General features: G+C 35.5%; 7 protein-coding genes. 1 reads left to right on the forward strand and 6 read right to left on the reverse strand.

The features are described from left to right. Nucleotides 1–32: 32 nt before the first annotated feature. The 6 genes from ACHRV5_RS19340 to ACHRV5_RS19365 all read right to left on the reverse strand — a co-directional run bounded on the left by ACHRV5_RS19340 (nucleotide 33) and on the right by ACHRV5_RS19365 (nucleotide 12,438). Nucleotides 33–1,679: an SWIM zinc finger family protein gene (locus ACHRV5_RS19340; protein ID WP_395427857.1), complete on the reverse strand. Its 1,647-nt coding sequence runs from the start codon at nucleotides 1,677–1,679 to the stop codon at nucleotides 33–35. Nucleotides 1,680–1,682: 3 nt separating this feature from the next. Then, nucleotides 1,683–5,024, reverse strand: coding sequence for a WGR domain-containing protein (locus tag ACHRV5_RS19345; RefSeq protein WP_395427858.1), 3,342 nt, complete (start codon nucleotides 5,022–5,024; stop codon nucleotides 1,683–1,685). Between the two features lie 19 nt (nucleotides 5,025–5,043). Beyond that, nucleotides 5,044–6,558, reverse strand: coding sequence for a reverse transcriptase family protein (locus ACHRV5_RS19350; RefSeq protein ID WP_395427859.1), 1,515 nt, complete (start codon nucleotides 6,556–6,558; stop codon nucleotides 5,044–5,046). 751 nt (nucleotides 6,559–7,309) lie between these two features. Then, nucleotides 7,310–9,088, reverse strand: a complete 1,779-nt coding sequence (locus tag ACHRV5_RS19355) for a long-chain fatty acid--CoA ligase (protein WP_047773647.1) — start codon at nucleotides 9,086–9,088, stop codon at nucleotides 7,310–7,312. Nucleotides 9,089–9,258: 170 nt separating this feature from the next. Continuing rightward, nucleotides 9,259–9,693 (reverse strand): hypothetical protein, encoded by a 435-nt coding sequence (locus tag ACHRV5_RS19360; RefSeq protein WP_047773645.1) that lies wholly within the window; start codon nucleotides 9,691–9,693, stop codon nucleotides 9,259–9,261. A gap of 339 nt (nucleotides 9,694–10,032) precedes the next feature. After that, nucleotides 10,033–12,438: a TonB-dependent receptor domain-containing protein gene (locus tag ACHRV5_RS19365; RefSeq protein ID WP_395427860.1), complete on the reverse strand. Its 2,406-nt coding sequence runs from the start codon at nucleotides 12,436–12,438 to the stop codon at nucleotides 10,033–10,035. 434 nt (nucleotides 12,439–12,872) lie between these two features. On the opposite strand from ACHRV5_RS19365, the gene ACHRV5_RS19370 reads away from it, so the two are divergent. After that, nucleotides 12,873–13,148, forward strand: coding sequence for a hypothetical protein (locus tag ACHRV5_RS19370; protein ID WP_131701510.1), 276 nt, complete (start codon nucleotides 12,873–12,875; stop codon nucleotides 13,146–13,148). The last annotated feature ends 23 nt before the right edge of the window (nucleotides 13,149–13,171 follow it).

Consider the following 13,171-nt stretch of genomic DNA (forward strand, 5'->3'; position numbering starts at 1 on the left):
GCCGTTTCAGCACTGAAACGGCTTCTTTTTATTTATACCGCCACTTGGTTATGCAACGCCATTCTGGTCGCTAGTATATGTTCGCAAGGTCCTTTTCGCAATTGATTGGATTGGTAAAAGGAACATTCACAATTGCCTTCAATCAGACGGTTGTCTTTGTCTAATACGGCTAGGGTAGTATAAGTGAAATTTTTATCGGTTACTTTTCCTTTGATTTGCAGTTGATCTGCTTTTATATTGGAAGTAATTTTTATGCGATTTTCGCTTATATATTGATTTGCAATTTCTTCTTGTGGACTTGCAAAACGCAAGGTTTTCATATTCAAAGGCTCCTGAGTTAGTTCCCTCACGCGATATACACCTAAGTTCAAATCATAGATTACTCTTCCGGCTTGTGTATAGGCTGCCAATGAGGCCGAAACTACTGAAGGGTCAAGATTCAGTTTTTTAGCCAAATGATCAGAGGTATCCAGCCAATTTTCTTTCAAGGCATTGAAAACTTTTTCCTGCGTAAATAAATCGACATTAGTTCGGGGTGCCATTAAATCAAAATTTCCGGCAGTACTCCAGTCGTTTTTAGTCCATCCTGATAAGCCTAAAGTATACGACATATCGCCCAAGTCTGCGATGAAAAAGGAAGGCAAACCGGATCCCAGTAAAACGACCTTAAAATTGCGGGCAATAGGAATTAATCTTTCCAAAATTAGCAAACGGCGTCTTCCCCAAATACGAATTGTTTTGGACTCATTTCCTTGAAATAAAGAACGATGAAACGTTATTTCGTCATGCGAAGGTTCAAATATTGCTTTGATAGGTTTGTCCGGTTCCAGTACAAAACGTAATGCTCTTGGTCCTTTCTTTTCTTTGAAACGACGCAAATATTGACACAAACTAAAGATATCCATAGGATGTAAATCCAGTACAGTTGCTGGCAAAGTCATCGCTGAACTCACCTGTAGAAAACCTCTGACCCAGGAATCCGGGAGATCAATTTTTACTTCCTTGTAAACTTCTTCGTTTGTTGTTTTGGCTTCAAAACCGGAAGGATCAATTTTAAATTCGGTTTCCTTGTAGTTTCTTATTTTTTGGAATTCATTATACAATCCTTCCGAATAATCGATATTGGTAGTGCCACACTTAAAGTCGCTGATCTCCGTAAATATGTTATAGTTACAGCTTAATTTTCCGTATGAAGATTCGTCTTTGCTGAAACATTCAAAAAAAACTTCATCGGGATGTACCGTAATTACAGGATCGAGAACAAACCAGGCGTCTTTGTCGTTTTTATAGAGATAATCAAAATAGGCGGTTTTGGCTTGGTTAAAAGGCCCCATGATGGTTCTTTTCTCTTTCTGAACGATGCTTAATTCTTCTTTTAGTTCCTGAATGCGGGTTCGGACATTTTCAATCTGAAAATCGGCCATGTACTCGCTTAACCATAATTTCTCTTGTTCTGCAGCCCATAATTTGTAAGCTGTTTTATCCTTTGGAAAAAAACGTAAATCGGAGATTACCACATCGTGCAATGCCGAAATAGCTTCTCTGAAGGCTATTTTCTGATTTAGTTTTCCAACAAAAAAAGTAGGTTCCCGCAAGGTATCCGGCGAAAAACTCATGCCGGTACTTGTTGAGGTGTTATTTACAATGGTGCTTCCGCTGTATTTATAATCAAATAACATAACTTAGTTTTTAAGGATTAAATGGGTATGCAATTGCGGGTAAACCGTTTTTAAATCGGTCAGGATTTCGATACAAGTTGCTTTGTCCTGTATTGCTACGGTGGCAGAAACTTCATCGATGATCTGCGTTACAAAAGCAGCAGCTTCTTCATTTTTCTTTCCTTCAAGATGCAAGAATTGAAAAATACGTTGTTTTGCAATTCGGGCTTTATGCACACGTGTTAAGACAGAACGGAAATAAAAATCAAGTTCTTTAAGCTTCGGCAGATTATCGGAAGCATAAGTGTTGAGGTAATTCGTAACAAATATTTGAATATTTACACTAGGATGCTGGCTTAACTTCGTTAAGTACGTTACGCCATCTTCCGGATTAAAATAGCGGGTGATAATTTCTTTTCCAAACTGTTCAACAGCAGGCAATACAGAATCTACAATACTGATCAGACATTCTAAATCCCAGTCGGTTTCGTCAAATTCGGTTTTGAAAAAATGAAAGGCAAATGTTCTCGTATCGTCCCAAGTCGTATCCAGTATAGCTAAAGCGTTATTTCTTTCAGAGCGTATACGTTCTTTTTTATCCATGAAATAATTCCAGCACCATTGACGGATGGCCAGAATTTCATGGTTTCCTAAAGAGATAATCTGACGGATTGTAAAAGCATCTTTACGGGTATATTTTTTCAATATTTCGTATCCGGTTAACTGACTTTCTCTATAATTGGCGTAAATTAATTTGATAACATCGCGAGGTTCTAATGCGGTATTCCACTGCTGACTCGTTTCTTCGAGTATGAATTTTTTGAAGATCAGATGCGAACCTTCAAATTTTTCTTTTCGAATCATGGCATAGACCGTATTGCGGAGCGCAAGGTCAAGCAGGTCGAAATTTGATTTACTCAATTGTGTAATACGCGCCAAAACAGCTTCCAGAACATCTTGATAGTTAGTCTGTAGTAAATCTAATAAAGAACTACTATTTGCCAGCAAATCATCCTCCTGATAGTTGTTTAAGAGCTGAATACCATTTTTTCTAATTTCAAAACTGTCATCTGCTAAGAAAAGCGCAATTAGTGAAAACGGGATTTCTTTTGAGGCTACTTTTTCAGATTTTAAGATTAAAATAGTACTGGCCAGCAGGTTATTTGTTTTTAAATCAGAAGAGATTAAACGCGCTACAATATCCCAGCTTAGTTGTTCTAGTTGTGAGGCAGCTATTTTTTTGAGCCTCTCTATAGCTAATGTTGCTGCCTTATTATTGGCTTCAGATTCTTCGAATGTAAGGAGCTCAACGATTACTTTTCCGGTAATTATTTTGGCTTTATCTTCCGTAAAAGCAAAATTTTCTAAGGTGTTCGTGATCCAGTTTTTTACATCAGGAACTTCATTGAAAATCAGTTTTACAACACATTCGATATCGTTTAGAAATAGTGTCGGATTTGCTGTAATGTGGTTTTTGGCCCAGTTTCTAGCCGACTCGGTTTTAGAATTCAGTACCGTTGCAATAAAACCAAGCTGTGTAGAAAGCGCTACATTTTTAAGAACTATTGTTTCGAACCCTAAAGTATTTGGAATAGCAAAATCACTATTCAATAAGTTTAATATGCTTGTTTCATCAAAACGATCTAGTAAAGTATTAAAATCGTTTCGAGCCTTTAAATTATGATAAGCAAACTCATGAATGATATTCATTTGAGCTTCCATAATAAGCTGAATGTAAGCTTCTGGAAAAGCATCCCAATGTTCCGGGAATAACTCTAAACGATTTTGGTCGTCTTTTTGGACTGTTTTTTCTTCTTCGGGAACGATTAGACTTGGAGACTTTTTCTCCGTTTCTTTTTTACCAAAGAAAGTTGAAAATGCTTTTTTTGCTACATCAAGAACAGATTCGGAATTCGGAACAGCTGTTGTATTTTCTTCTTTGACCGTTTTTTTGTCTTCTACCTTAGTGACTTCATTTACAGAATAATAATAATAATTTCTGCTTGAGAAAATTTCCTGACTTAAAATGAATTTCATCTTAGGCGTTAAAATTCTTTTTTTATCATTCCCAAATAAAATAGTAGACAACAATAACAAATTAGAACACTCCGGATAATCTACAACGGTGTAATAATATTTTCTATCATTGTAATTGTATTGCCCATAGGTGTTTAAAGGCGATTTCTCGGCTTTGGTGTAATTGTCTTCTGTGTATTTAGATAAAATAGACACCGCAAATCGGAGGTATTTTTTGGAGTCTGTTTCCGCATCCAGTTCCTTTAAAAAGCGAAGGCTGTTTTTTTGAAAATAGAGTTTGGTGAAATTCGAGAAAGCAATTTTACTGTCTTTTGCACGAAGCTCTTTTCCAATATTTACTCTTTCATTGACAGCAGCAACAAATTGCGTATCGTAATAGTCCCCCTCTAACGAAACAGTTCGGGTGAACATCGGATTTTCATCTTCAAAACGATAAGCAAGAACCGCAATTACATCGGCATCATTTCTGATATGAGCTAATTTGTAGATCGCTCTAATGTGTTTAAAATAAGGCGGTCTGAATGGTACGGCTTCCAGTAAAAAAACAACAATTTCGTGTAGTTTACTATCAAATTTTGCTGCTAAATACAAAGCAGTCAGATAATTGATAGAATTGTTTTCCAGTTCTTCTTTTAGAAAAAGGATCAGCGAGTCATAATCCTTTTTATCAATATAATAGCGTGCTTCCTGAGGTATGGTCTCGAGAATGGTGGCAATATGTTTTTGTAATTTTTCATCTTTCAGGATTCCTAATAATCCCTCATGAGCCAGATTTCGTATGTATTCTTTCTGTTTGGCTTGTAAAGCATTAGAGCTGAAAACCGCTTCTGCTTCAGTAGATTTAAATTTTATTAAAGACCAAATAGCAGAATACGTTTGTAAATCATCCCCTTTTGATGCTAATTTTATGATATAAGGAATGGCTTCTTTAATGTCCAGTAAACCTGCTTTCCAAATAACACGGCTCGTTTTCCATTTTGTTTTAAAAGACTCTCTGCCTGTTACAGCGTCTTCTAAGCGTTGTAGAATTACACCGTTTATAGAGTCAGGTTCTACACTTTCTAGAGATGGAAGTTCAATTAGTGTTTCGATCTCTGAAGCGTATCCTTTACCCTTTTTTTCATTTTCAAGTTTATCAAAAATTACTTGTGCTTTGTCGGCCGAAACGTATTCAGGGGTTTTTGTTCCTTCTTTCAGCACGCTGCCTCTTTTTCCATATCTGAAATTGACCACATAATTATCGGCATCAATGGAACATAAGTCAATTTCGTATACTTTATCTGAATTCCCTTCTTTATAGAAAAGTTTAATCTGTTTAATTAATTTCATAATTGAAAAAGGCTATTAATTAAAAAATATTCCACCAGTTCTCCGGCTTTTGCTCCATTACTGTTTCTTCTGTCTCCTCCAAAACCGGAATAGCGATTGGAGTCAGTTCTTCGGGAATACTTGTTTTTTCTATAATAGGCAAACCGTGTTTGTTTATAATGTTTTTTAAAGTCTGTTTGAATGCAACTCCTTTTTCGGGGTTAACCATAAACACATAATTGATGTAACCTTCTATAGCATTAATTAAATGAATGGCTTTTCCCCATTGTTGCTCCTTCCATCCATTTTTTTCGATATTGTGAAGCAGGGCACGGAATTTTCGCAATTGAATCCGATCAATATTGAGTTTCTCATTTACCACCACTCCGGTTACCTTTTGTTGCATGCCTTTTCGCATGACATGTATTTTGTCGGGATGAATGATGAAACCTTCCGATTCAATGATTTTTTTAGTGAAATATAATAATCGGGATACATTTTTGCTGTTCTCTTTCGTAGTAGAAAAGCTCATGTCGTCTGCATAACGGCTGTAGTCGAAATTTAACTTTTTGGCCAACCCTTTGATTTTTTTATCCATTTTATAAACAATCATATTGCTTATGGCTGGGCTGGCAGGTGAACCCTGTGGCAATTTACGTTCACCGGATTGCACGTAATACGTAACGCCGTCTAGTGTGGTTTCGTTAATTTCAGAGTAGGTGCACAGTAAACTCAAAAGAGTAGCAATTTCTTCCGAATAGCCTATTTTATGAAACAAGCCTTTTACTCTTTTATGGGTTACAGTAGGGAAAAAATCTTTTAAATCGATATTAACCACAACCTCTTTGTTCAGATGTGGTTTTGCATTGGTTACTATAGAACGTTCTTTTATAAAACCATGCGCTTCCTCTGTATAAGGTATTTTATGAAGTATGTTTTCTAAAATCCAGCTTTGAACCTCTTTTAGTTTTGCTTTTGGAGCTGATATTTTGCGTTTACCGCCTGATTTTTTTTCAAGCTCAAAAGTATGATAGTGATTGATTTTAGAAACCTTTCTGTTATAAGCAAGGTATTGTAAAGCTTTGAGGTCAATTTGCATGCCTTTGGCCAATGCCAGCGCATCTTGATAAACAGGTAAATTGTAGTGTTCTAAAAGGGTAGTATTGGTTTCTTTGGTATTTAGACCTCCGGATATTTCTTCACCTAAATAAAGAATTTGCTGTTGCTGTACTAATTTCCAGTTTTTTGCCTTTTCCAGCTGTTTTTTCTCGCGGTTAAGTATAGTCTCAATTCTTTTTTGCTTCGCAATTTTCATTCGGGCTTTACGCATTTCGAGTAGCATGGCTTCTCTATTGCTAAACTTTTTGTCTTGTGCTAAAAGTTCATTGAGCTCTTTTTCAATCTTTGTTTCCTGATGGATGAGAATTTCAGACAATGTAGGTTCGGACCCGGATTGCCAAAACCCTAAACGTTGCATTTCTTCTAATATGTAGCTATCCTTTGAGGTAGCTCTTATTCTATCATAGATTTCTTGTTTACTAAGCTGTTCAGACATATTACAATCGCTATTTTACATTAAAAAGCCCTATTGCAACAATAGGGCTTAAAGTTTAAAACCTTCGTATTTTCTAAGGACTATGTCTATCAACTCCCGAGAAAGGGTACTATACGTACAGTTAATCTCGAGGAGGTGGAACCGAAACTGTACGTATAGTACCCTTTCTCATCCATAAGATAGAAGTAGTGCTGAATGTTAAATAATCTTACATCGATGACGAAACATCATCATTTTCTTTATACAAGAAAAGCAAGGTATTTCTTAAACTCAAAACAAACATAGTAAAAAAGTTTTAATTCAATACTACTAAAATTTAAAATAGAGGAGTCTTTTTGTTAGCTTGGTTAGAACGATTTTTTTAAATATTGAATTACAATAGGATAGCGTTTTTTTTAAAGACTATTATTTGGAAAAAAATGCTTGGATTAAAGGAAAATGCAAGGTTTAGAAAGATTAATTCTAAAAGTTGTGGAGAATTTTGCTTTCTTTTTTAGACTTGAGGTAGATTAATATTCAAAATTTAGATTATTGTTTAATAGTATTTAATGTGTTTTTTTATTTCTCGCAAAGACGCAGCGTCGCCAAGTTTTTATCCTGATTTTTTAACTTTGCGACGCTGCGACTTCGCGAGATTTTTGTTTATCCACAACTTTTGAACCCGATCCGTTTAAAAACAATTTTTAAAATAACGGAATAAAAAAGGACCGTCCTTGCGAGACAGTCCTTTAAAATATATAGAATTTGATTCTTAGTTGTTACCGTAGATTTTAACGTAAAGATCTTTGTAGATTTCTTTTATGATTTTACGTTTCAATTTAAGGGTAGGAGTAAGTTGTCCACCATCGATTGACCAGACATCCGGAGTTAGTTCAAAACGTTTGATTTTTTCCCAGTGACCGAATTTTTCATTAATGCCTTCTACTTCTTCATCAATTCTTTTGATTACTTGAGCGTTTGAAGCAATTTCGCTATTTGAACCTCCTAAAGTAATTTTATGGATTTTGGCCCATTCTTTTACGAATTCAAAATTAGGCTGAATAAAAGCTGCCGGCATTTTTTCGCCCTCACCAATTACCATGATTTGCTCAATAAAACGAGATTGTTTCATCGCATTTTCAATTAATTGAGGAGCAATGTATTTTCCACCTGAAGTTTTGAACATTTCTTTTTTACGATCGGTAATTTTTAGGAACCCTTCGCTGTCAATTTCTCCAATATCTCCGGTGTGGAAATAACCGTCCTGTAAAGCTTCAGCCGTTTTTTCAGGATCTTTAAAGTACCCTAACATTACGTTTGGTCCTTTGCAAAGAATTTCACCGTCTTGGGCAATTTTTACTTCAACATTGTTTATTACTTTTCCAACAGTTCCAATTTTGAAACCTCTGTTTCTTTGATCGTTAACAGCAATTACAGGAGATGTTTCAGATAAACCGTATCCTTCCATAACCGGAATTTCTGCAGCAGCAAAAACTCTTGCTAATCGAGGTTGTAAAGCGGCACTTCCTGAAACCATCAAATCCAGATTACCTCCTAAACCTTCTTTCCATTTGCTGAAAATAAGTTTACGGGCAATTTTTAATTGAAATTCGTACCAACCACCGTTTGCTCCGTATGGTTCATATCTTAAACCTAAATCAATAGCCCAGAAGAATAGTTTCTTCTTGATTCCTGTTAATTCAGCTCCTTTTGCATAGATTTTATCATAAACCTTTTCTAATAGTCTTGGAACAGCTGTCATAACTGTTGGACGCACTTCTTTCAGGTTATCACTGATTTTATCAATAGATTCTCCGAAATAAACCGATACACCATAATATTGATAGATGTACAAAATCATTCTTTCAAAAATATGGCAAATTGGTAGAAAACTTAAAGCAGTACTTTTTCCCGGATCAAAAGGAATCCTCGGTGAGCTGTCTAAAACATTGGAAACAATGTTTTTGTGTGAAAGCATAACCCCTTTAGGTCTTCCGGTAGTTCCTGATGTATAAATAATAGTAGCCAAATCATCGGCTTGAATGCTGTCTTTTCTGGCCTCAACTTCAGACTGATTGCTTTCATCTGCACCCAAAGTCAGTAATTCTGACCAGTGTTTGCAGCCTGCAATTTCATTAAAAGAATACACTTCTTTTAAGGTCGGAACATTGGCTTGGATTGCTTTTACTTTTTGGTATACTTCGTCGTCTGAAACGAAACAGTAAATGCTTCCGCTATGGTTTAAAATATATTCGTAATCTTCTTCAGATATAGTCGGATAAATTGGAACGTTCTGTGCTCCCGTTTGTAAAATACCAATATCCATGATATTCCATTCGGTGCGGTTATTAGAAGTGATTAAAGCAATTTTATCATCTTTCTGAATGCCCATGCGCAATAATGCTCTTGAAACAGCATTTGCTTTAGCAATATATTCCTGGCTTGATGTTTTTTCCCAGGTTCCATTTTTTTTGGTTGCAAGCGCAACCTGTAGATTATAAGTCTCTTGTTGATAATAAGGAAAATCAAAAAGGCGTGTGATTGAAACCATGTTTAAAATATTGAATTTTATTGCAAATTAAATAAAAAATGGGTATAATTTTTAATTTTGTAGAATTTTATGGCAAAAATTATAAGTACTATTAAAAATCAACGAAAACGTTTTCTTTTCACTAGTAAATTTCAGAAAAAATCAAGAAATGTTTAATTTTTACCTGCTGCTTATTGCACATGAAAATCTTCATAAGTTTTTACTCTCTCTCCCATTAAGAACATTTTCTTTTTGACAAAATGAATGGAAAGTTGCGTGTAATTCCATTCATCGCTATCGTTTGTTCTGTACCAAAAGGTATAAGAGGCACTGTTGAAACCTTCTTTAAAAACGGCAACACCTTCTTCTGTGCATTCAACACCCCAATTTATCTTTTTTTTGCTTAAATCATCATCCTGAATGATACCTGTCCCATCTGGATTTAGAACTGTACTAGGTTCTTTCTTTCCAATAGGCAAATAAGTTCCTTGCATCGGATAGGAAATAGTAGTGGTGATGTAACGTTCGCGACCTTTGTAAACAATTTTATCAATGTTGATTTCCTGAGAATAAGATTGCGTGGCAATAAAAAATAAGACAAAAAGAAATGCTTTTAAAATTTTCATTCTATGTAGATTTTAGTGTTTTTGGGGCCTCAAAAAATCCTTTAGCAGGTTTTTTAAGCGAATATAGTTCAAATTTCAATAAAAAATGACTCCAAATTACAAGAATGATATTTTTTTTAACATTTCATTTCCAAAGATTGCTATCTAAGAAAATTAGCTTTTTTATCCGTTTTAATCCGCGTCTTCGCGATAGCGAATCTGTTTTGTCTGTGTGCAAAGAATGCGTATAGATAGGACGCGGATTACGCGGATTTGCTGTCGCAAAAACGCTGATGAAACTGATTTTTTTCTTTTCTTTTTTCTGATTTTTTTTTAGACTGCGGTGATCTTGGAGAAGGGTTACTCTGTTGAAAATTGATTTTCCAGTAGTTTTTCTTTGAAATCAGATTTGAATGTGTAAGCAAAAGTAAGCATTAGAGCGCGTGTGTCTGATTTTGAGGTTCGGTTGTTACTAAAAAGAGCCGTGTTGTTTTTATAGCCGCTTTCGAGTGTGTTAAACATATCGGTTACGACCAGTCCTAGACGGGCATTTCCTTTTCCTAATTTTTGTTGAAAACCCATGTCTACATTATAAATCGGAATCCTTTTTCCTTGTGGAGTAGCCAATGCAGAATTGTAATTTCCAATTATCTGAAGTTTTCCTCCTTGCCACGGAGCAAAATTATTAATGATTTTTCCATACCAGTTAAACGCATTGTTAACCACATCCTGAGCCAGATTAGAGGCGTCAATATTTTGTTGAAAAGCAGTTATACTAAGGTTTGCATTGTGAAATTTAAATGGTTTTAAACTAAAGATGGTTTCCAGACCATAGGTGGTCGTTGTGCCGATATTCTGCGGTTTCAGTAAAACAACGCCGTTGTCTTGAAGTTCCGCGTATTGTTTGATGGTATTGTTGGCATTTCTGTAAAAAGCATTTGCTGAGATAGAATAGTTCTCCCATTCTTTATTGTATCCTAATTCTACAATATGTATAATTTCAGGTTTTAGATAAGGATTTCCTCCATGCGGATTCAATGCATCTGTAATGTCGACAAAAGGATTCAGATTGTCTAAATCCGGACGATTGATACGTTTGCTGTAGCCCAATTTCAGAAACTCATCTGATTTTAGATTTAGTTGCAAGGATGCTGACGGAAAGAGTTTTAAATAATTGTTCGAGAAATTGTCGCTGTTGTTTTGTGTTTTCCCATTGTTAGTAACCTGTTCGGCACGAATACCCAGATTGTATTTCCACTTTGGATTTTCGGCATTGCCAATAAAGGAATTCAACAAACCATAGGCCGCATTGATTTGTTCGTTAAAATCAAAAATGTTGCTGGCTAAAGGATTAACCACATAATCGCTATTGATTTGGTCCGCACTCTGAAAATCGGAATTAAAAAATCGGAAAGTTCCTTTGTATCCGGTTTCGACGATTGCTTTTTCTGAAATTGGAACGACATAGTTTAAAAAGGCATTGGAGATATTTTCCTTTTCATAGTTATGTGTTTTTTGAAGGGCTGGACCTCCAATTATCACTTCATTCTCATCATAATTATTTGTATCAATATCGGTATTTTCTCTATGAAAATTGAACGACGAAGTAATACCTGCATTTAGACTTTTTCTATTATCAGAAAATTTTCGATCATAATTAAAAGCCAGTTCTGCTGCTTTTGAGCGTTCCAGTTCCAGAGAATGTCTGATGTTGTTTGAAAAAAAGTTATTCGTATTGGTATGAACTGCGGTATGCAAAGTTTCGTCATTGTCCTGATTTTCTAAATTTCCGAGTGCTTCAAAAGAGAATGTATTTCTTTCGCTTGGCGAAAAATCAATATTAAATTTTAGATTTTGTAATCCTTCCGTGCGTTGATCGCTTCTGTTTTGATCGATATAATGTTCGTCAGCAATAAAATAATTGGTTCTTTCGCCTTTTATTTTTTTTGTTCGTCCGGCAAAACGATTGTCATAACCCAAGCCAAAATTCCATTTTTCGGTTTTCTGATTTAATTGTACAGAGCTGTTCATTCTGCCTTTCGCTCCAAATCCTCCACCTAAAACTACAGCACCGTTAAGACCGGCCTGATTGTTTTTCTTGAGTTTTATATTGATAATTCCGCTTTCTGCATTGGCGTCGTATTTGGCAGTCGGATTGCTGATTACTTCTATGCTTTCGATACTGCTTGCCGCGATCTGATCCATATTGGTGATGGCAGAGTTTTTTCCGTTAATCAGAATCATTGGAGTTTTTCCGCGTAGTGAAATGCCTCCGTCAGCATCTACGGCGACGGTTGGAATGCTTTTTAGCATGTCTGTAGCGGTACCGCCGGTTTGTGAAATATTTGATGCGGCATTAAAAACAAATCCTTCATCGGTTTTTTGAATTTGTTTTTTATTAGAATTTACAATAACGGCGTTTAATACGTTCGTGTCGTTTTGTAAAACCGTTGTGCCGAGATTTATGCCGGTGTTTATAAAAGTTATTTTTTTAGAAGCAGTTTTAAATCCAATTAATTCGAATTGCAACTGATAATCGCCTGAAACGACTTTTTCTAAAGAAAAATTTCCTAACGCATCTGTTACGGCATAAGAAGCAACTTTGGTAGAGTCATTACTTTTTTTCAAGATTACAGAAACAAATTCAATTGGAGTTTTACCATCAGAAACAGTTCCTTTTATGGAAGGTGAATTTTGGGCAAAGGTGTATTGACTTATGATAAGTAAAGCGATGAGCAGTGTTATTTTAGGCATGTATTTTTTCATAAGGCAAAGATATTTGTCAGATGAATTAAGCGGGAAGAAACTGGCTTAAGATAGTATTAAATTAATCTTAGTCCGTGCTAAAGATTAGATTATAAACCTGAACTTGATTAATAGTTTGGATTTAAATCATTGTTTATCAGTGCTTAATATGTGTTTTTTCTGTCTCCTGTAAGGTCTTTTTTTTGACCTTGTAGGGATCATTATTTATGTTTTAGACTTAGCAGGGTTAAAAAAAGACTTAGCAGGAAAATCGCAATACATCAATGAGTTACTTAATAATCGAATTCAGGTTAGTAATAAAAAAGGGTGTTTTTCCCCTAAAAAAAACAGGAAAAAGCAGAAGAAGCAAAAAGTTGGATTGCGGTAATTTTATCAAATAATTAAATGCGTAAGCCGAAAAGCAAACGAGTAGGCTTTAATTTAAAAATAAGATCATGGAAACTGCTTTTTTTTTAATGATGGGCTGGTGTGGTACTAAATATCCTGGTTGGAGACCATGGAAAGTGCCGCCACATCCAGATCCGGAACCTTGGTGGATTTACACCGTTCTTGGTTTGGGAATAATAGCCGGAGTTGTAGGTGGAACAGTATTTAGTAATCTAACGATTGATAATCAGTATTTTGCTGGTCAAAATGCAGTCGCTTCCGGATTAGCAGCTTTTGCCGCTTCGGGTATAGTTACCGGTCTTGCTTCGTTAGCAAGAAAATAAAAAAATGCCTCAGCTATTTGGGG

This window comes from Flavobacterium sp. FlaQc-52, from assembly GCF_044007495.1.
GTDB classification, from domain to species: Bacteria; Bacteroidota; Bacteroidia; order Flavobacteriales; family Flavobacteriaceae; genus Flavobacterium; species Flavobacterium cupriresistens.